At 70.2% G+C, this 20,134-nt stretch carries 18 protein-coding genes; 14 read left to right on the forward strand and 4 right to left on the reverse strand.

Annotated features, from left to right (window positions below; all coding sequences use genetic code 11):
- Nucleotides 1-6 precede the first annotated feature (6 nt).
- Entirely contained in the window at nucleotides 7-2,238 is a 2,232-nt protein-coding gene (locus JHB91_RS06680) for a DUF5916 domain-containing protein (protein ID WP_199472184.1), read from the reverse strand.
- A 136-nt stretch (nucleotides 2,239-2,374) separates the two neighbouring features.
- Nucleotides 2,375-2,869, reverse strand: a complete 495-nt coding sequence (locus JHB91_RS06685) for an SET domain-containing protein-lysine N-methyltransferase (protein ID WP_199472185.1) — start codon at nucleotides 2,867-2,869, stop codon at nucleotides 2,375-2,377.
- Between the two features lie 126 nt (nucleotides 2,870-2,995).
- On the opposite strand from JHB91_RS06685, the gene JHB91_RS06690 reads away from it, so the two are divergent.
- From JHB91_RS06690 to JHB91_RS06755, 14 genes are all read left to right on the forward strand, one after another.
- Nucleotides 2,996-3,460, forward strand: a complete 465-nt coding sequence (locus JHB91_RS06690; protein WP_199472186.1) for an SUF system Fe-S cluster assembly regulator — start codon at nucleotides 2,996-2,998, stop codon at nucleotides 3,458-3,460.
- A 17-nt stretch (nucleotides 3,461-3,477) separates the two neighbouring features.
- On the forward strand, nucleotides 3,478-4,947 hold the full coding sequence (gene sufB / locus JHB91_RS06695; RefSeq protein ID WP_199375103.1) for a Fe-S cluster assembly protein SufB: 1,470 nt from the start codon (nucleotides 3,478-3,480) through the stop codon (nucleotides 4,945-4,947).
- Nucleotides 4,948-4,986: 39 nt separating this feature from the next.
- Complete coding sequence (gene sufC, locus JHB91_RS06700) at nucleotides 4,987-5,754, forward strand: Fe-S cluster assembly ATPase SufC (RefSeq protein ID WP_199375102.1); 768 nt, start codon at nucleotides 4,987-4,989, stop codon at nucleotides 5,752-5,754.
- Entirely contained in the window at nucleotides 5,754-7,025 is a 1,272-nt protein-coding gene (gene sufD, locus JHB91_RS06705; RefSeq protein WP_199375101.1) for a Fe-S cluster assembly protein SufD, read from the forward strand. Before sufC ends, sufD begins: the two co-directional genes overlap by 1 nt.
- The gene (locus tag JHB91_RS06710) at nucleotides 7,022-8,299 is read left to right on the forward strand and encodes a cysteine desulfurase (RefSeq protein WP_199472187.1); all 1,278 of its coding nucleotides are present in this window, start codon (nucleotides 7,022-7,024) and stop codon (nucleotides 8,297-8,299) included. Before sufD ends, JHB91_RS06710 begins: the two co-directional genes overlap by 4 nt.
- A 46-nt stretch (nucleotides 8,300-8,345) precedes the next feature.
- A complete protein-coding gene (locus JHB91_RS06715) occupies nucleotides 8,346-8,882 on the forward strand; it encodes a GNAT family N-acetyltransferase (protein ID WP_199472188.1) in 537 nt (178 codons plus the stop codon).
- A complete protein-coding gene (locus JHB91_RS06720; protein WP_199375098.1) occupies nucleotides 8,879-9,211 on the forward strand; it encodes a non-heme iron oxygenase ferredoxin subunit in 333 nt (110 codons plus the stop codon). The genes JHB91_RS06715 and JHB91_RS06720 overlap by 4 nt, the downstream gene beginning before the upstream one ends.
- A 171-nt stretch (nucleotides 9,212-9,382) precedes the next feature.
- A complete protein-coding gene (locus JHB91_RS06725; RefSeq protein WP_343225063.1) occupies nucleotides 9,383-11,455 on the forward strand; it encodes a TonB-dependent siderophore receptor in 2,073 nt (690 codons plus the stop codon).
- Between the two features lie 188 nt (nucleotides 11,456-11,643).
- On the forward strand, nucleotides 11,644-14,070 hold the full coding sequence (locus JHB91_RS06730; protein ID WP_199472190.1) for a TonB-dependent receptor: 2,427 nt from the start codon (nucleotides 11,644-11,646) through the stop codon (nucleotides 14,068-14,070).
- Between the two features lie 11 nt (nucleotides 14,071-14,081).
- Complete coding sequence (locus tag JHB91_RS06735; RefSeq protein ID WP_199472191.1) at nucleotides 14,082-14,720, forward strand: PepSY-associated TM helix domain-containing protein; 639 nt, start codon at nucleotides 14,082-14,084, stop codon at nucleotides 14,718-14,720.
- A gap of 23 nt (nucleotides 14,721-14,743) precedes the next feature.
- The gene (locus JHB91_RS06740; RefSeq protein WP_199472192.1) at nucleotides 14,744-15,259 is read left to right on the forward strand and encodes a DUF2271 domain-containing protein; all 516 of its coding nucleotides are present in this window, start codon (nucleotides 14,744-14,746) and stop codon (nucleotides 15,257-15,259) included.
- Nucleotides 15,260-15,299: 40 nt separating this feature from the next.
- Nucleotides 15,300-16,106 (forward strand): DUF4198 domain-containing protein, encoded by an 807-nt coding sequence (locus JHB91_RS06745; protein ID WP_199472193.1) that lies wholly within the window; start codon nucleotides 15,300-15,302, stop codon nucleotides 16,104-16,106.
- A gap of 68 nt (nucleotides 16,107-16,174) precedes the next feature.
- On the forward strand, nucleotides 16,175-17,143 hold the full coding sequence (locus JHB91_RS06750; RefSeq protein ID WP_199472679.1) for an FAD:protein FMN transferase: 969 nt from the start codon (nucleotides 16,175-16,177) through the stop codon (nucleotides 17,141-17,143).
- A gap of 14 nt (nucleotides 17,144-17,157) precedes the next feature.
- Nucleotides 17,158-18,897 (forward strand): flavodoxin domain-containing protein, encoded by a 1,740-nt coding sequence (locus tag JHB91_RS06755; RefSeq protein ID WP_199472194.1) that lies wholly within the window; start codon nucleotides 17,158-17,160, stop codon nucleotides 18,895-18,897.
- Here the strand turns inward: JHB91_RS06755 and JHB91_RS06760 are convergent.
- Together JHB91_RS06760 and JHB91_RS06765 are read right to left on the reverse strand one after the other, a co-directional pair.
- Nucleotides 18,891-19,520 carry a HutD family protein gene (locus tag JHB91_RS06760; RefSeq protein WP_199472195.1) on the reverse strand — a complete coding sequence of 210 codons (630 nt, stop codon included), beginning with the start codon at nucleotides 19,518-19,520 and terminating at the stop codon, nucleotides 18,891-18,893. The two genes, JHB91_RS06755 and JHB91_RS06760, sit on opposite strands and share 7 nt — an antisense overlap.
- A 165-nt stretch (nucleotides 19,521-19,685) precedes the next feature.
- Nucleotides 19,686-20,054, reverse strand: a complete 369-nt coding sequence (locus JHB91_RS06765) for a ComEA family DNA-binding protein (RefSeq protein WP_199472196.1) — start codon at nucleotides 20,052-20,054, stop codon at nucleotides 19,686-19,688.
- Nucleotides 20,055-20,134: the final 80 nt, after the last annotated feature.

The following is a 20,134-nucleotide window of genomic DNA, read 5'->3' on the forward strand; positions in this document are numbered from 1 at the left end:
GCGGCCTCACAGTTCGAAGCGGTAGCTCAGCTTGACCAGCAGCTGTTCGTCGTCGCGCAGGTCGAAGCTGTCGCGCAGGCCCCGCAGCGGCGTCTCCGCGAACGGTTCCTCGAGGTAGCCGCCGCGCGCATACACGACATAGAGATACGACAGCGGCGCCAGCTCGTAACGGTAGCGGACCTGGAACCCCAGCGTTCGCACACTGAAGTCGTCCACCGGGTCATCCACCGGCACGGCGCGGCCCGACTGCTCCACGCGCCAGGCCTGCCGCAGCCGCGCGTCGATGGCCAGCGCCTGCAGCTTCACCCGCAGTTCCTGGCGCGCGCCGATCGACCAGTCCAGGCCTGCGTTGAAGGCGAGCTCGCGCCCGTCGAACCCGCCAACCAGGTTGCCGCCCTGCCACAACAGCCAGTCCGGCCGATGGATGGCCGAGCCACCGGCGTGCAGCCGCAGCGCATCACTGGCGAACCAGGACGGCTCGACGCTCAGTGCATAGCCGAGCCGGTCGTTGCCCGCCAGGCCGTGGCTGAAGACTTCGGCGTCCATCTCGTACGCCCAGCGCCCCTTGCGCGGGCGTCCGTACTCGAAGTACGCGCTGAAATTCGGCGGCAGGCGGAGCACGCCGTTGCCGCGGGTCAGGCGGTCGTCCATGCCGGCGCTGTTGACGTTCACCTGTGCGTATTCGGAGCTGCCATCGCGCAGCTGGCTGTCGCGGCTCATGCGGAACTGGTGGCTCAGGCGCTGGCCGTGGTCGTTGAAGGTGGAGCTCGCGCGCCAGCGCCAGTCCTTGGATGCGTAGCGCGATTCCCCGGGCAGCGAGGTGAAGCGCCGCGAGACCTGCCAGTGGCCGTAGTTGAGGTTGTTGCGCGCCAGGTAGCCCATGTCGTTGATCTCCAGCGCGTCGCCGAAGTGCATGGCGATCCACTGCTGGCGCCAGCCGTGCTCCATCTCGTAGTCGGCCCAGACGGTGGCGCCAAGGTCCTCGCTGTCGCCGGCGGGCTGGCCGATGCGGCTGCCGAAGACGCGGCTGCGCACGTTCCAGCGCGCGCTGGGACGCCAGTTGTGGTCGACGCCCAGCACGGTGGCTTCCCGGTCCAGCCACGGCCGCTGCACGCGGGTCAGCATCATGCCGACGTCCTGGTTGCTGAAGTCGCGCACCAGCCGCAGCGCGGCGAAGCTGCGCCCGGCCTCTCCCGATTCCTCCGCGGCGAACAGGCCGTACTTCGCGGCGCCCAGGCTGCCGTTGATCTTGAGCGCGGCGTCGATGTCGCTGGACCCCATCCCGTCGTCCGCCGGGCCGCCGATGCGGCGCGTGTACAGCAGCTGGCTGTAGTCCGACGGCGTGGTGTATTCGAACAGTCCCTGGTTCTCGGTGAAGAACGGGCGCTTGTCGCTGATGAAGGTCTCGGTGGCGCTGAAGTTGACCACCAGGTCGTCGCTCTCGACCTGGCCGAAATCCGGCTTGATGGTGGCGGTGAGCTGGAACTGGCCGTTCGGCTTCCAGAAGATGTCGACGCCGGCGTTGCCGTCGCCGTGGCCGCCGACGTTGTCGTACAGCCCTGACACGAACGGCGTGACGGCGAGCAGCGACTGGCTGTACAGCGGCACCTCCAGCGCAGCGAAATCGGACAGGAAGCGCGCGCGCTGGTAGCTCGCGGCCGGCCAGCCCACGCGCTCGCCGGTCGCCCCCACCACGCGGTCCAGGTAGACCTTGAGCGTGCGCACGCCATCTGCGCCGCTGCGCATCGGCGCGATGTACCAGGGGATCAGCATCTCCACGGACCAGCTGTCGTCGTCCTCGGACACCGCGTGCTGCCAGTGGCCGTCCCAGTCGTCGTTGAACTGGTTCTGGTTGGTGATCACCGAGTCGCCGACGCCGCCGGTGGAGGCGACCACGAAGTCATAGCCGGTGCGCCCGTCGCCGTCGAAATCGACCATCAGGTTGACCCGGTCGACCTGCTCGTCGAAGTCGCGCTGGACGCGTTGCCGCGTGCGTGGAACCGAAGCGGGCTGCTGGTTGCGGAAGGCCACGGCCAGACCGTCGGGGGTCGCCAGCACCCAGGCCTCCGTGGCCAGCGAGGCCGGCTCGCCCGATAGGGGCTGCACCTTGCGGAAGTCGGTGACATGCCGGGCACCCGCCCATTCGGCAGGATCGACGCGGCCATCGACCTCGATCGCGGCCGCCGGCGCGGCGATGACGGACAGCAGGGAAAGGAGCGCGAGGCGACAGCGGGTCATGCGGAATCCGTAGCGGGTACATCCGACCCGCTTTGTACGCGGATCGGCGCCCGCCACCGACCGGCACAAGTCATGCAAACCTTCCGGCCGCTTCGCGCATCGACGCCACGCCGGGCGCCGGGCGCGGGCAGCTGCCTCAGCGCTTGGGCTGCAGCATGGTCCCGGTGCAATCGGGCGCGCCGCAGCGGCAGCCCCAGAGCTTCTTGAGCTTCGCGGTATGGCGCTCGTCCAGGACGATGCCGTAGTTGTAGGTCAGCTCTTCGCCGGGCTTGATGTCGCGCATCGCCTGGATGAGCACCTTGTCCTTGTGGCGACGGTCCCGGTCGTCTTCTTCGATCACGGCTTCGCAGTTGGGCGCGCAGCTATGGTTGATCCAGCGCGCCACGTTGCCGTCGACGTTGCCGTCGATGACGTATTCGTCGTTGAGCGTGAACAGGAAGGTGTGGCCGTCCTCGTCGAGGTCGCCGTATGCGCTGTCGACCTCGTCATGGGTGCGCAGCGCGCCCTTGTAGCGCACCACGCGCTCGCCCTTGGCGATCGGGGCGATGGCGAACACGCCCTTGCCGTGGATCCCGGACTCGCGCGCCTCGATCTTGCGGACCTTGGCGCTGGCTTTTTCCTTCTTCGACATCTGGTCTTCGCCGGCAAAAAACCCATTGTGGTGCAAGCGCGGCGGTTCTGCCATGGCAGCTGAACGTGCCAGCTTGGACCGCGCGCGGGCAAAGAGTACAATTTCGGTCCTGATTGAGGATCGCCCATGCTCCGCGTCACCCGCCTGACCGACTACGCCACCGTGGTGCTCACCGTGCTCGCCGCGCGGCCCGGCCGCGTGCTGAGCGCCGTCGAGCTGGCCGAACAGGCGGGTCTCGAACCGCCGACGGTCAGCAAGGTGCTGAAACCGCTGGCGCAGGCCGGCCTGGTGGACGCCTTCCGCGGCGCGCACGGCGGCTACCGGCTGTCGCGCGCGGCCTGCGACATCAGCCTGATCGCGATCGTCGAGGCCATGGAAGGTCCGCTGGCGATGACCGAATGCAGCCTCGACGACACGAGCTGCGGCATCGCCAGCCAGTGCGGCGCGCGCGCCAACTGGCGGCGCATCAACGACGTGGTCGCCGACGCGCTGCGCGGGGTAAGCCTTGCGCAGATGCTCGACACCCCGCCCCTCCCCGACACCCCACCCGGCACGTCGAGGCGCATCCCCGCGCGCCTCGCCGTGACCTGAGTCCACAGGCAGCCCCCATGGCCACCCAGATCGCACCACAGGACGAGGTTCTCGCCAACCGCGAGATCCACGAACAGCTCGGCCGTCGCTACGACGCCGGCTTCATCACCGACATCGAGTCCGATTCGCTGCCCATCGGGCTGGACGAGGGCACCGTGCGCGCGCTTTCGGCAAAGAAGGACGAGCCCGAGTGGATGACCGAATGGCGCCTGGCGGCCTACCGCCACTGGCTGACCATGCCGGTGCCGCACTGGGCCAAGCTCTCCATCGCGCCGATCGACTTCCAGGCGATCAGCTACTACTCCGCGCCCAAGGGCCCGAAGTACGCCTCGCTCGACGACGTGCCCAAGGAACTGCTCGACACCTACGACAAGCTCGGCGTGCCGCTGCACGAGCGCGCCCGGCTGGCCGGCGTGGCGGTGGACGCGGTGTTCGACTCGGTCTCGGTGGGCACCACGTTCCGCAAGGAGCTGGCCGAAAAGGGCGTGATCTTCTGCTCCATGTCGGAAGCCATCAAGGACCACCCGGAGCTCGTGAAGCAGTACCTCGGCACCGTGGTGCCGACCGGCGACAACTATTTCGCAGCGCTGAACTCGGCGGTGTTCTCCGACGGCTCGTTCGTGTTCATCCCCAAGGGCGTGCGCTGCCCGATGGAACTCAGCACCTATTTCCGCATCAACGCCGGCCACACCGGCCAGTTCGAGCGCACGCTGATCATCTGCGAGGAGCGCGCCCAGGTCTCGTACCTCGAAGGCTGCACCGCGCCCATGCGCGACGAGAACCAGCTGCACGCCGCGGTGGTTGAGCTGGTGGCGCTGGACGATGCCGACATCAAGTACTCCACGGTGCAGAACTGGTACCCGGGCGACGAGAACGGCGTCGGCGGCATCTACAACTTCGTGACCAAGCGCGCCGAGTGCCGCGGCGCGCGCAGCAAGGTCACGTGGACCCAGGTCGAGACCGGCTCGGCGATCACCTGGAAGTACCCCAGCTGCGTGCTGCTGGGCGACGACTCGGTCGGCGAGTTCCACTCGGTGGCACTCACCCACCACCGCCAGCAGGCCGATACCGGCACCAAGATGATCCATGTCGGCAAGCGCACCAAGAGCACCATTGTCAGCAAGGGCATCAGCGCCGGCCACGGCCAGAACACCTACCGCGGCCTGGTCAAGATCGCCGCCGGCGCCGACGGCGCACGCAACCACACGCAATGCGACAGCCTGCTGATCGGCAAGACCTGCGGCGCGCACACCTTCCCCTACATCGAGGTGAAGAACCCGGGCGCGACCGTCGAGCACGAGGCCACCACGTCCAAGATCAGCGATGACCAGATGTTCTATTGCCGCAGCCGCGGCATCAGCGAGGAAGACGCGGTGAGCCTGATCGTCGACGGCTTCTGCAAGCAGGTGTTCAAGGAGCTGCCGATGGAGTTCGCGGTGGAAGCCAAGAAGCTCCTGGAAGTCAGCCTTGAAGGCTCCGTCGGCTGACCGCCGGCCCCTGCGAACCTCCCACACCGGACCACATACATGCTCAAGATCACCAACCTCCACGCCGCCATCCCCGGCGGCCGCGAAATCCTCAAGGGCCTCTCGCTCGAAGTGAAGCCCGGCGAAGTGCACGCCATCATGGGGCCCAACGGCGCCGGCAAGTCGACGCTCGGCAACATCGTCGCCGGCCGCGACGGCTATGACGTCACCGAGGGCGCGGTCGAATTCGAAGGCGCCGACCTGCTCGCGCTGGAGCCCGAGGCGCGCGCCGCCGCCGGCGTGTTCCTCGCGTTCCAGTACCCGGTGGAAATCCCCGGCGTAAACAACACCTACTTCCTGCGCAGCGCGCTCAACGCGCAGCGCAAGGCGCGCGGCGAGCAGGAGCTGGACTCGATGCAGTTCCTGAAGGTGGTGCGCGAGAAGCTTGGCGTGCTGCACCTCGACGACCAGCTGCTGCACCGCGGCGTCAACGAGGGCTTCAGCGGCGGCGAGAAGAAGCGCAACGAGATCTTCCAGATGGCGGTGCTGCAGCCGAAGCTGGCGATCCTGGACGAGACCGACTCCGGCCTGGACATCGATGCGCTGCGCCAGGTCGCCGACGGCGTCAACGCGCTGCGCTCGCCGGATCGCGCGTTCCTGGTGATCACCCACTACCAGCGCCTGCTCGATTACATCAAGCCGGACGTGGTGCACGTGCTCGCCGACGGCCGCATCGTGCAGAGCGGCGGCCCGGAACTGGCGCTGCAGCTCGAAGCCCAGGGCTACGAGTGGATCAAGGACCGCGTGGCGCCGGAGGCCGTCGCCTGATGGCCGCACTGCTCGACTCGCTTGCCGCCGGCTTCAGCGGCGCGGCCACGCGTCGCGCGGCGCTCGATGCCGCGCTGCGCGACGGCCTGCCGGGCGCGCGCAGCGAAGCCTGGAAGTACACCTCGCTGCGCGCGCTCGAGCGCCGCAGCTTCTCGCCGGCACCGCTGCTCCACGACGCGATCGACCCCGCGCTGTTCGCCGACATCCCGGCGCCGCGGCTGGTGTTCGCCAACGGCCGCTACCTCGCCGCGGATTCGGACCTGACCGGATTGCCTGAAGGCGCGCGGCTGCTGCCGCTGTCCGCCGCACTCGCCGACCCCGACCCGCGCGAAAGCAACTTCCTCGACAAGGCCTACGCGCGCGCCGACGAGGTCTTCGCGCGCCTCAACGCCGCGCTCGCCGACGACGGCGCGGTGTTGCGCGTGGCCGAGGGCGTCGCGATCCCGCTGCCGGTGCACCTGGTGTTCGTGGGCGCGCCGGCCGGGGGCGACGTGGCCTGGCATTCGCGCCACTTCATCGAGCTGCGCCGCGGCGCCAGCGCAACGGTGATCGAACACCACATCGCCAGCAGCGAGCACGCCCACCTCGGCAATACGCTGAGCCACGTGCACGTCGCCACTGGCGCGGTGCTGCGCCACGCGCGCATCCAGGACGAGGCGCCGCGGGCCACGCTGTTCACCCGGACCGACGCGGTCCTCGCACGCGATGCCACCTATCGCCGCCTCGACCTCGAGCTCGGCGCCGGCCTGTCGCGACACGAGCTCAACGTGCGCCTGGAAGGCGAGAACGCCGAACTGGTCGCCAACGGCGTGATGCTGGCCTCCGCCCGCCGCCACCTCGACACCCGCCTGGGCATCCAGCACATCGCCCGCGACACGCGCAGCCAGCTCGGCTGGCGCGGCATGGCGGCGGGCCGGGGCCGCTCCGTGTTCCATGGCGGCATCGAGATCCGCGAAGGCGCCGACGGCAGCGATGCGCGCCTGTCGAACAAGAACCTGCTGCTGTCCGACACCGCCGAGATCGACACCCAGCCGGTGCTGGTGATCCACGCCGAAGAGGTCCAGGCTGCGCACGGCGCCACCGTCGGCCAGCTCGATCCCGACGCGATGTTCTACCTGCGTTCGCGCGGCCTGGCCGAGCCCGAGGCGCGCGCCCTGCTGACGGCCGCGTTCGTGCGCGAGCCGCTGCTGGCCGTGGTGACCACGCCCGCGCTGCGCACGCTGCTGGAGGCGGTGCTGGACCGCGCGGTGCAGTCCCAGGCGCTGGCATGAACGGTCCGGGCCAGCTGCATCCCCATCCTGGCCCCGCCGCGCAGGCGCTTGCGGCGGACGCGGTTGACTGGGCGGCGGTACGCGCCGATTTCCCGCTGCTCGCGCGCGAAGTGCACGGCAAGCCGCTGGTGTACTTCGACTCTGCAAACACCGGTCAGAAGCCGGCCGCGGTGATCGACGCGGTCGACGCGTTCTACCGCCACCACAACGCCAACGTCAGCCGCGCCGTGCACCAGCTCGGCAGCGAGGCGACCGAGGCCTATGAAGGCGCGCGGCGCAGGATCGCGCGCTTCACCAACGTGCGCCCCGACGACCTGGTGCTGTGCAGCGGCACCACGTTCGCGATCAACCTGGTGGCGTATTCGTGGGCGCTGCCGCGGCTGGGGCCGGGTGACGTGATCCTGCTCACGCGCATGGAGCACCACGCCAACATCGTGCCTTGGCAGCTGGTGGCGCAGCGCACCGGCGCGCGCATCGAGGTCGTGGAGCTGCTGCCCGACGGCAGCCTCGACCTCGACATGCTGCGCGACAAGATGACCGGTGCGGTGAAGCTGCTGGCCGTTACCCACGTCAGCAACGTGCTGGGCACCGTGAACCCGGTGGCCGGGATCTGCCGCGAAGCGCGGCGCCGCGGCATCACCACCGTGGTCGACGGCTCGCAGGCCTTGCCGCACCGTCCGGTCGACATCGCCGCGATCGGCTGCGATTTCTACGCCTTCACCGGCCACAAGATGTGCGGGCCGACCGGCACCGGCGCGCTGTGGGCGCGCCGCGAGCACCTGGCAGCCATGCCGCCGTTCCTCGGCGGCGGCGAGATGATCACCGAGGTGCGCCTGGACGGCACGGTGTTCGCCGACCCGCCGCGCAGGTTCGAGGCCGGCACGCCCAACATCGCCGGCTTCATCGGCCTCGGCGCGGCGGTGGACTATCTGGACGCGCTCGGCATGGCCAACGTGGAAGCGCGCGAGCAGGAGTTGCTGGCCCACTTCAACGAAGAACTGCGCAAGGTAGACGGCCTGCGCATCCTCGGCGCCGCGCCGGGCAAGGCCGCGGTGGTGTCGTTCGTGGTCGATGGCGTGCATGCCCATGACCTGGCCACCCTGCTCGACCTCCAGGGCGTTGCGATCCGCTCAGGCCAGCACTGCGCGCATCCGCTGCTGCAGTGGCTGGGCGTCACCGCCACCTGCCGCGCCTCGCTGGCGTTCTACAACACGCACGACGAGATCGAGGCCTTCGTGGCCGCGCTCGGCAAGGTCCGCCGCCTGCTGGCCTGAGCGTGCCCGCGCGCCGACGGACAGGCGGTGCTGCCAAAATGCCGGCATGGACACCAACACGCCCGCCCTCCGCTTCCGCCCCGCCACCGACGACGACGTCGATGCCCTCGTCGCGCTGGTGACCTCCGCCTACCGCGGTGACGCCAGCCGCGCCGGCTGGACCACCGAGGCCGACCTGCTCGATGGCGAGCGCATCGACGCCGGCGTGCTGCGCGGCGACATCGCCCGCGCGCGCAGCCAGGTCGTGCTGGCCGAACATGCGGGCCGGCTGCTCGCCTGCGCGCACGTCGCCGACGACGACGGTCGCGGCTACTTCGGCATGTTCGCGGTCGATCCGCGGCAGCAGGGCGGCGGCATCGGCCGCGCGCTGCTGGCCGAATGCGAGCGCATCGCGCGCGAGCGCTGGGGCCTGGCGACAATGCGGATGACGGTGATCGACGCCCGCGACGAGCTGATCGCGTGGTACGAACGCCGCGGCTATCGGCGCACCGGCGAGCACAGCCCGTTCCCGTACGGCGACACCCTGTTCGGCATCCCCCGGCGCGATGACCTGCGCTTCGAATACCTGGAGAAGGCGCTGTGACCGACACCTGGACGTTTGTCTGCGCCACCGGCGCGCTGCTGCCCGGCGAAATGCACACCGTGTTCGACGAGGTGACCGGCACGCCGATCCTGGTGGTGAATCTGGATGGCGAGCTGTACGCGCTGGAGGACCAGTGCAGCCACGAGGACTTCGAGCTGTCCGCAGGCACGCTCGACGCCGGCGAGGCGACCATCGAATGCGTCCTGCACGGCGCGAAGTTCGACCTCCGCGACGGGCGCGCGCTGTGCGCCCCGGCATACGAACCGGTGGCCAAGTTCCCGGTGAAGCGGGACGGCGACGGGATCTGGACCCGCGACGACCGGGACTGAGATCCGCGTGACGGGCCGGGGCCTGGCCGCCATTGTTTACAAATGCCAATCACTCTCATTACCATTCGCATCCGGTCCGGCCCCACGCCTTGACGAGCCCTTCTGATGCGCTTTCCGTCGCTCCCCCCACGTCCCCTCGCCATCGCGCTTCTTGCCGCCCTCGCCCCTCCTGTGCTCGCCTCCGGCGGCGCCGGGGCACAGTCCACGCCCACCGACCTGGACCGCATCGAGGTGCATGGCGAGCGCCCTGCGCCCTACGCAGTCGAAGCGACCACCAGCGCCACCCGCACCAGCACCCCGCTGCTCGACACGCCGCAGGCGATCAGCATCGTCACCCGCGAGCTGATGCTCGACCAGGGCATGAACTCGCTGGCCGACACCGTCCGCTACCTGCCCGGCGTGACCATGGCCCAGGGCGAGGGCAACCGCGACACCACGGTGATGCGCGGCAACAGCTCGACCGGCGACTTCTTCGTGGACGGGCTGCGCGACGACGTGCAGTACATCCGCGACGTCTACAACATCGAACGCGTTGAAGCGCTCAAGGGCCCGAACGCGATGATCTTCGGCCGCGGCGGGTCCGGCGGCGTCCTCAACCGCGTCACCCGCAAGGCCGACTGGGGCGAGCACCACGAGCTCACGGTGCAGGCCGGCTCCTGGAACCGCAGCCGCTTCACCATCGACCAGGGCCAGGCGCTGGGCGACGGCGCGGCGTACCGGGTCACGGCCATGGCCGAGGACTCGGACAGCTATCGCGACGGCATGACCGTCGAGCGCTACGGCATCAACCCCACCCTGGCCCTGCGCCTGGGCGAAGCCACCACCGCCACGTTCGGCTACGAGCATTTCCGCGACGACCGTGTCGCCGACCGCGGCGTGCCCTCGCGCGGTGGCCGGCCGCTGGCGACCGACCCGGAAACGTTCTTCGGCAGTCCCGAGCTGAGCCCGGTGTGGGCGCGGGTCAACGCCTTCGATGCGGTCCTGCAGCACGACTTCGCCGGCGGTGCCTGGCTGCGCAACGCCACCCGCTACGCGGTGTACGACAAGTTCTACCAGAACGTGTTTCCCGGCAGCCTGCGCGGCGACCTGGTTTCGCTGGGTGCCTACAACCACCGCACCGATCGCGAGAACCTCTTCAACCGCACCGACCTCGGCTTCACCGTCCAGGCCGGCGGCACCACCCACGCACTGCTGGCCGGCATCGAACTCGGTCGCCAGGTAACGGACACCTTCCGCCAGACCGGCATCTTCCCGGCAAACAGCAGCTGCCTGCCGGGGACGCCGGCGGTGACCAGTTCGTTCTGCGTGCCTTTGGACGACCCGCGCTACCGCGGGCCCATCGGGTTCGCGCAAAGCGCGAGCGATGCCGACAACCACAGCGTGGCCAAGGCCTCCGCGCTCTACCTGCAGGACCAGATCGAGTTCTCGCCACGCTGGCAGGCGATTCTTGGCTTGCGCCTGGACCGCTTCGAGATGGACCTGCGCAACCACCGCAATGGCGAGCGCCTCGGTGCCGAGGACAACCTGCTGTCGCCGCGCGCCGGCCTGGTCTACAAGCCCGCCGAAACGGTGTCGCTGTACGCGAGCTATTCGGTCACCCACGTGCCGCGCTCGGGCGACCAGCTGTCCTCGCTCAACGCCGACAACCGCGCCCTGGATCCGGAAGAGTTCCGCAACAAGGAGGTGGGCGTGAAGTGGGATATCCGTCCCGGCCTCGCGCTGACTGCCGCCGCCTATCGCCTCGACCGCACCAACGTGGCGGTCGCCAACCCGGCCTACGACCCGGTCACCAATCCCGATGCCCCCACTTCGATCCTGGTGGACGGCCAGCGCAGCGAGGGGCTCGAACTGGGCATCGCCGGCAACGTCTCCGAACGCTGGCAGGTGATGGGCGGCTACGCCTGGCAGGACGGCGAGAACCGTGTGGATGGCCGCGACCTGGCCAACCTGCCCCGCCACACCGTGTCGCTCTGGAACCGCTACGACTTCACACCCGCCTTCGGCATCGGCCTGGGCGCGGTGTACCGCGACGACATGTACGCGGCCGCGGACAACGCGGTGGTCCTGCCGGGCTACACGCGCCTGGATGCGGCGGCGTTCTACACCGTCAACGAGCGCCTGCGGCTCCAGCTCAACGTCGAGAACCTGACCGACCGCGAGCACTTCGCTTCGGCCCACAACAACAACAACATCACCCCGGGCACGCCGCGGGCCTGGTACGTCGGCCTGCGCCTGGCGTTCTGATCATCGGGCAACAAGCGGCACGTGCCGGAGCCGCACGCCGCCTGCCGTACTGGTCGATGCCCTGCAAATGCGAACCAGTTGCGACATGGGAATGGTTCTCATTACAATTGATGGGCAAGCGGCCACCTGGCCACCGGACAGCCAAGCGAAGCGAGCCCTCCGGCACCCGCCCCTCTTCCAGAGACTCCATGCAACCGCAGCCCTCCCCGCGCGCCCGTCCGCGCCTTGTCCCGCTCGCCCTCGCCCTCTCCGCCATCCTCTCCTCCCCAGCCCTGTACGCCGGAACGGCCGCGGTCGGTGATCCGGTGGACCTCGACCGCGTCGTGGTGACCGCGACCGGCTTCGAGCAGAAGCTCACCGAAGCGCCGGCCAGCATCAGCGTGATCACCCGCGAAGAGCTTGCCGCGCGCCCCTACACCACGCTGGTCGACGCGCTGCGCGACGTCGAGGGCATCGACGTGGGCATGGAAACCACCGACAAGAACGGCCAGGGCAGCATCAGCATGCGTGGCCTGCCCTCGGAGTACACCCTGGTGCTGATCGACGGCCGCCGCCAGAGCAATGTCGGCCAGCTGTACCCCAACAACTTCGGCGGCGGGCAGTTCAGCTTCATGCCGCCGCTGGACGCGATCGACCGCATCGAAGTGGTCCGCGGGCCGATGTCCACGCTGTACGGCTCCGACGCCATGGGGGGCGTGATCAACATCATCACCCGTCGCATCGGCCGGGAATGGACCGGCTCCTTCACCCAGGGCTTCACCCTGCAGCAGGAGGACGAGTTCGGCGATGCGCGCACCACGGACGTGTACCTCAGCGGCCCGCTGGTGAAGGACGTGCTGGGCCTCACCGTGCGCGGCAGCTGGTACGACATCGACGAATCGATGCCGGAATGGGATCCGCTGCCGCTGCCCGACGGCAGCCTGTGGGAGCGCACCCTGGGCTTCGGTGGCGGCGGCAAGCAGGTCGCCAACACCAGCTGGAACTCCGGCATCCGCCTGTCGCTGACCGCCAATGAAAACCACGACCTGTGGCTCGACTACGACATCGCGCGCCAGAAGCACGACAACACCCGCGGCCAGACCGGCACGCTCGACGGCATCGACAGCCTGTGGCGCAGCGGCAACGCGACGCTCGCCGACGGCAGCAGCCGCCGCGTGGTGCAGCCGCGCGTCGGCTACACGCCGTACCAGCGCTACGAACGTGACCAGCTCGCGCTGACCCACGTCGGCCGCTGGGCGTTCGGCACCAGCCAGACCAGCCTGACGCGGCATACCACCAGCAACCTCGGCCGTTCACTGCCGCTGACCATCGCCGAGCGCGGCGAGCTGCAGGACCTGTGGAACGATGTCTGCGCGCGACGCGCCCAGGCCGCGTACTGCAACAACGGCACCGGCGCGGCGGGCATCGCCTCGAGCGGCCTGACCGCCGGGGAGCGCGCGCGGCTCCAGGCGTTCCTGCCGCGGCCGATGCGCGTGATGGAGCTGGACGGCCACGTGCTCGACACCCGCCTCGACATGGGCTTCGGCGACCACCAGGTCACCGTCGGCGGCCAGTACAACGACACCGACATGGAGGACGGCGTGTTCGGCATGGACGGCGCCGGCTTCCGCGACGGCACCACCCAGACCCATCGCCAGTGGGCGCTGTTCGCCGAGGACAATTGGGCGCTGACCGACCGGCTCACCGCCACCCTGGGCGTGCGCTACGACCGCCACAACATGTTCGGCAGCCAGGTCAGCCCGCGCGCCTACCTGGTGTGGGCCGCCAACGAGCGCTGGACGGTCAAGGGCGGCGTGAGCACCGGTTACAAGACTCCGCGCCCGGACCAGCTGTTCCCCGGCATCACCGGCTTCGGCGGCCAGGGCGTGAGCCCGTTCGTGGGCAGCCCGGACCTGCAGCCCGAGACCAGCCGCAACTACGAACTGGCCGTGTACCACGACGCCGGCCGCTACGGCTTCGACGCCACGCTGTTCTTCAACCGCTTCGAGGACAAGATCGCCAGCGGCGACAACATCCCCAACTGCGAAGTGGCGCCTGCGGGTGGCGGCTACTGCGTGGACATCGGCCCCGGCTGGGCGGCGCTCGGCTACAACACCTTCAGCCAGTCGATCAACATCGCGTCCGCCGAGACGCGCGGCGTGGAACTGGCGGGCCGCGTGGACCTGTCCGAGCGCTGGCTGCTGCGCGGCAACTACACCTGGACCAGGAGCGAGCAGACCAGCGGCGACGACCGCGGCAATCCGATCGCGGGCAACCCGGCCGAGCACATGCTCAACGCCAACCTGGGCTGGCGCGCAACCGACGCGCTGACACTCTCGTTGATCGGCGAAGGCCGCTATGACCGCTACCGCGACACCCTGCTGCCCGGCGTCAGCAGCGTGGCCGAGCGCACCGTGCGCCATTACGACAACTACACCGTGTTCCACCTCGGCGCCAACTGGAAGGCCACCGATGCGCTCACCTTCAACGCGCGCATCAACAACCTGACCGACAAGGACTTCGTTTCGCAGAGCTGCCTGCTGGCCACCAGCCAGGCCGAATACACCTGCGTCGACGACTATGCGGTCAAGGAAAAGCGCCGCAGCCTGTGGCTGTCGGTGAACTACCGCTTCTGATGCGACCGCCGATGACCGCACCCGCCGAACGCTCCATCGCCCACGCCCAGCGCCGCGGTTTCTGGCTGCGCACGCTGCACCAGTGGCACTGGATCAGTTCGGCGGCGTGCCTGGTCGGCATGCTGCTGTTCGCGGTCACCGGCATCACCCTCAACCACGCCGGCAGCATCGAGGGCAGCCCGACGGTGGACAACCGCCAGGTGGCGCTGCCGTCGACGCTCTTGCCGCTGCTCGCCACGCAGGAGGACGGCAAGGCGGCATTGCCCGCCGGGCTCGCCGCGTGGCTGGGCGATGAACTCGACATGCCGGTCGCCGGCCGCGAAGCAGAATGGTCTGCGGACGAGGTCTACCTGTCGCTGCCGGGCCCGGGCCGCGATGCCTGGCTTGCAATCGACAAGGCCAGCGGCGAGGTCGAGTACGAGCGTACCGACCGCGGCTGGATCTCCTACCTCAACGACCTGCACAAGGGCCGCAACGCCGGGCCCGCATGGGGCTGGTTCATCGACGTATTCGCGATCGCCTGCATCGTGTTCACGGTCACCGGCCTGTTCCTGCTGCAGATGCACGCGCGCCAGCGGCCCGACACCTGGCCATGGGTCGGCCTGGGGCTCGTGGTCCCGGTGCTGCTCGCGCTGCTCTTCATCCACTGATCCCGATTGCACGAGGCCTTCCCATGCGCATGACCCTCACCATCGCCCTCGGCGGCCTGCTCGCGATGCCGCTGCACGCGGCGGAGATGACCGTCGACATCGAGATCCCGCAGATCAGGGTGGCCGAGTACCACCGCCCCTATGTCGCGGTGTTCGTGGAAGGCGCCGATGGCAAGGCCGCGGCCACGCTCGCGGCCTGGTACATGATGAAGGACACCGACGAAGGCCACGGCACCAAGTGGCTGCCCGACCTGCGCCAGTGGTGGCGGAAGGCCGGCCGCACGCTCGATGTGCCGGTGGACGGCGTGACCGGACCGACGCGCCCCGCCGGCCGCCACGCGCTCAAGGTCGATGCGCGCGATCCGCGCCTAGCCGCGCTCAAGCCCGGCCGCTACACGCTGGTGGTCGAGGCGGCGCGCGAAGTCGGCGGACGCGAACTGCTGAAGATTCCCTTCCAGTGGCCGGCGACGTCGGCGCAGTCCGGGAAGGCACAGGGCACGAGCGAACTCGGCGCCGTCGCGCTGGCCGTCAAGCCCTGAGCCACCCGACCCCATTCCCGACATCCCGGAGACCGTCCCGATGAAGAACACCCTCGCGCTTGCCCTCGCGCTCGCCGCCGCCCTGCCGCTCACCGCCCAGGCCCACAAGGCGTGGCTGCAGCCGTCGCAGACGGTGATCGCCGGCACCAACCCGTGGATCACCGTCGACGCCGCAGTCTCCAACGACCTGTTCCATTTCAACCACGTGCCGTTGCGCACCGAAAACCTCGCGATCACCGCGCCTGACGGCAGCCGCGCCCAGGCGCAGAACCCGGCCACCGGCAAGTACCGCAGCGTGTTCGACCTGGAACTCTCGCAGCAGGGCACGTACCGCATCGCCGTGGTCAACGCGGGCCTCACCGCGAGCTGGCAGGAAGCCGGCAAGCCCAGGCGCTGGCGCGGCAACGCCGCGAGCTTCGCCGCCGAAGTACCGAAGGACGCCCCGGAGCTGAAGGTGACGCAGACCGTGAGCCGCGTGGAAACCTTCGTCACCAACGGCTCGCCCAACGACACCGCGCTGCAGCCGTCGAACGAAGGCCTCGAGCTCGTCGCCATCACCCACCCCAACGACCTGTTCGCCGGTGAAGAGGCGCGCTTCCGCATGCTCGCCGACGGCAAGCCGGCCGCCGGCATCGAGTTCGAGATCACCCGCGGCGGCACGCGCTACCGCAATGCGCAGGAAGAGATCCTGGTGACCACCGACGCCAACGGCGAGTTCGCGGTCACCTGGCCGCAGGCCGGCATGTACTGGCTGGAAACCTCGCTGCAGGACGACAAACCGAGCCTCCCGCAGGCCGGCGCGCGCCGCCTCGGGTATGTCGCCACGCTGGAAGTGCTGCCGCAGTAATGAGGGTGGCGGGCACCGTGGCCGCACCCGCGTCGGGCCTGGTGGTCCACGCGCTGGGTGGCGAGAGCATGGGCACGCGCTGGCAGGTCAGCCTGGCGGCGGCGGCCGGTGCCGACCTGCATCCCCTGCACGCCGGCATCCAGGCGACGCTGGAGCGGGTGGTGGCGCAGATGAGCAGCTGGGAATTCGACTCGGACCTATGCCGCTACAACCGTGCGCCGGCCGGCAGCTGGCAAACGCTGCCACAGCCGTTCTTCGAGGTGCTCCGCGCATCACTGCGCGTGGCGGAAGCCAGCGACGGCGCCTGTGATCCGACCGTCGCGCCACTGGTCGACCTGTGGGGCTTCGGCCCGTCGGGCGGCGCCGGCCGAATCCCGGATGCGGCCGCGGTCGCTGCCGCGCGCACGCGCGTCGGCTGGCGACGCGTGGTGCTGGATGAAACCGGGCAGCGCGCGCTGCAGGCGGGCGGCGTGGCGCTCGACCTGTCGGGCATCGCCAAGGGCCATGGCGTGGACGCGGTGGCCGCTTGGCTGTGCGCGCAGGGTGTGCCCGCGGCGCTGGTCGAAGTCGGCGGCGAACTGTACGGCTATGGCCGCAAGCCCGATGGCCGCCCGTGGCGCGTGCTGGTTGAAGCCTGGCCCGACGAGGGCGACTGCGACGACGACCGCGACGCCCTGCCTCCCTGCGTGCTCGCGCTCGACGGCCGCGCAGTCGCCACATCGGGCGACCACTGGCATCGCTTCGCCCACGACGGCCGCGTGTTCGCGCACAGCATCGATCCACGCAGCGGGGCGCCGGTGGCGCACGCACCGGCTGCCGTCACCGTGGTGGCCGATGACGCCCTGCACGCCGACGCCTGGGCGACGGCGCTGACGGTCATGGGTGCAGACGCCGGCTTCGACTTCGCCACGGCACGCGGCATCGCCGCGCGCTTCGTCATCAGTGGTGGCGACAACGCCGGCGGCTCCGGTGCAGCTGGCGGCAACACGGCAAGCGTCCGCGCCACCTCAAGCTTTCTTGCGGTGCAAGCGCAGTGAGCGCGCGGGGCGCAATGCAAGGCGCGACACGCGACCGAGGCCGCCTCGGCAACTGGCTCGCGCTGTTCGTGCTTGCCGGCATCGCACTGGCGCTGCTGCCGCTTCACGACGACCGTTGGTGGATCGCCGCGCCGCCCACGGCACGCGGCTGGCTGGCCGTGCTCGTGGCGGTGGCCTACGTCGGCGCCACGGCGGGCATCCTGTGGCGCGCGCGACGCACGGCACGCACGCGCCAGGCAGCCGATGCCGCGTCGGAGGCAAGCGCCGGCGACAGCGACTGGCTGGTGCTGCACGCCAGCCAGACCGGATATGCGGAGGAGCTCGCTGCCCGCACCGCCGCTGCGCTGCGCAGCGCCGGCCAGCGGGCGCGCCTGCGTGGACTCGCGCAGGTGGACCTGGCCATGCTCGCGGCCGCGCAGCGCGTGCTGATCATCGCCAGCACCACGGGTGAAGGTGATCCGCCCGACCCGGCGCTGGCCTTCGTCCGCGACGTGATGCAGCGCGCGGCCGCCCTGCCCGGCCTCCAATACGCCGTGCTCGCGCTGGGCGACCGCAGCTATCGCCAGTACTGCGGCTTCGGCCACCAACTGGAGCGCTGGCTGCGCGCCGCCGGCGCCAGCCCGCTGTTCGACCTGGTGGAAGTCGACAACGGCGATACCGCCGCGCTGCGCCACTGGCAGCACCACCTGGGCGTCGCCGCGGACGCCACCGGACTCCCGGACTGGTCGCCCGTCGAGTATCAGGCCTGGACACTGGCGGGGCGCGCCGAACTCAACCCCGGCAGCATCGGCGCGAGCGTGTACGAAGTGCGGCTCGCTCCGCGCGCCGGCGCACCGCCGTCGTGGCGCGCGGGTGACATTGCCGAAGTCGGGCCGCGCCAGCCGCCCGCGAAGGTGGCGGCATTGCTGGCGGCGCTGGATCTCGACCCGACCGCCGAGGTCCACGCCTCCGCGACCGCAGGCACGGCGGATGCCACCGGGACCACCGGCACTGCCGACACCACCTCGGTTGCCGACCTGCTGTCCCGCTCGCACCTGCCCGAGCCCGCCGACGTGGCCGGCCTCGACGCCGCCGCGTTGGCGGCACTGCTGCAGCCACTCCCGCACCGCGAATACTCGATCGCCTCGATCCCCGCAGAGGGTGACATGCGCCTGCTGTTGCGGCGGATGCTGCGCGCCGACGGCACGCCGGGCGTTGGCAGCGGCTGGCTCTGCGACCACGCCGCGATCGGTGGCCCGGTGGCGCTGCGTATCCGCACCAACCGCAACTTCCGCGGCCCCGACACGACGCGGCCGCTGCTGCTGATCGGCAACGGCACCGGCATTGCCGGCCTGCGCGCGCACCTCGCCGAGCGCATCGCAGCTGGCACGCAACGCAACTGGCTTCTGTTCGGCGAACGCCACGCCGATCGCGATTTCCACTTCGGCGAGGAGATCGCCGCGTGGCTCGAGGCCGGTGACCTGGCGCACCTGGACCTGGCGTTCTCGCGCGCCAGCAACGGCGCCGCGCCCGTATTGCCCGCCGGCGCGCTGGAAGACGGCCGCGCCGACGTGCACGACGGCTATGTGCAGCATGCGCTGCAGGCACAAGCGGCGCGGCTTCGCGCATGGGTCGACGAAGGTGCAGCGGTGTACGTGTGCGGCAGCCTGCGCGGCATGGCCCCCGGGGTGGATGGCGTGTTGCGCGAGGTCATCGGCAGCGCCGGCGTGGACGCCATGCTTGCCGACGGACGCTATCGCCGCGACGTCTACTGAGCGTCGGCTGGCGGCTCGAACCGCACCAGCAGCACCTCGCCGCCACCGTCCAGCACATGCCGGCCGCGCTGGGCGCCGGCGCCGAGCAGCACCGTGTCGCCCATCGACAGCCACAGCGGGGACGCCACGCTGCCCGACACCGTGGCCTGGCCGGCAATCAGGTAGACCGCCCAGCAGCTGCCGGGATCGACGAACACCACCATCGGGCCGACCAGCGGCCGGTGCCACAGCTGCGCGCTCACCGCGCTCGGGCGCCACATCAGGTTGAAGACTTCAGCGCGGGTGCCCACCAGCCTGCAATGCGCCGCGCGCGCGCCGGAAAAGCGCAGGCGACCATGCGGCGGCAACAGCACATGCGGACCCGGGTCGCTGCCGTCGAACGCCAGCTGCAGGCCGTCGCCGGACAGCAGCACCTGCTCGCGCTCCACGCCGGGAAACACCGAGTAATCGCCGTCGGCCGCGATCTCGGCGATCGACAGCCGCCAGTCCCATGCTTCGGATGCCTCGCCGCCACCGCGCCCCGCGGCGTGGATCTCGCGCGTCCAGCCTGCGCCGTTGTGCCAGCGCACACGGCGGTACTCGTTGGCGGGGAGATGCCACGCGTGCGCTGCTGGGGGCTGCATCCGCGCAGTGTAATCGCCGCGCCCGCCACTGGCCGCCGCCCGGCGCGCGTCCCTGCGGCCGGGTGGCGGAACCGCGTGCAGGCAGCGCGCCTGCGGGCGGGGTGACGCGTGCCCCGCCGCCGCCACATCGCGTCCCTGCGATGCGGGCAGTCCTTGCCGCCCCGATCAGCGCTGCGCGGCCGCCGGCTTGGCTGCGACGGGCCTGGCTGCAGCTGCAGGCTTGGCGGCCGTGGCGGCCGTGGCGGCCGGCTTGGCTGCGGCGCCGCCACCCACCACGATGCGGTCGCGGTTCTTCTCGATGGTCTTCAGGCCCACGCCCTTGACGTTGGCGAGCTCGTCGGCGCTCTTGAATGCGCCGTGCGCCTTGCGGTGGGCGACGATGGCCTCGGCCTTGGCCATGCCGATGTTGACCAGCACGCGTTCGATGGTGGCGGCGTCGGCGGTGTTGATGTTCACCTTGTCGCTTGCGAAGGCGCCGCCGGCCAGCAGCAACGACAGCAGGACCGGGGCAAGCACGTTTTTCAGCAGGATCATGGCGTTCTCCTTGGGTGTTGGAATCCGTTCCGCCGGGCCTTCCTGGCACCGGCAGCCGCAGTGTCGGGGGCCGCGGACGT

The sequence above is a fragment of the Luteimonas sp. MC1828 genome (genome assembly GCF_016461615.1).
Classification (GTDB): Bacteria; Pseudomonadota; Gammaproteobacteria; order Xanthomonadales; family Xanthomonadaceae; genus Luteimonas.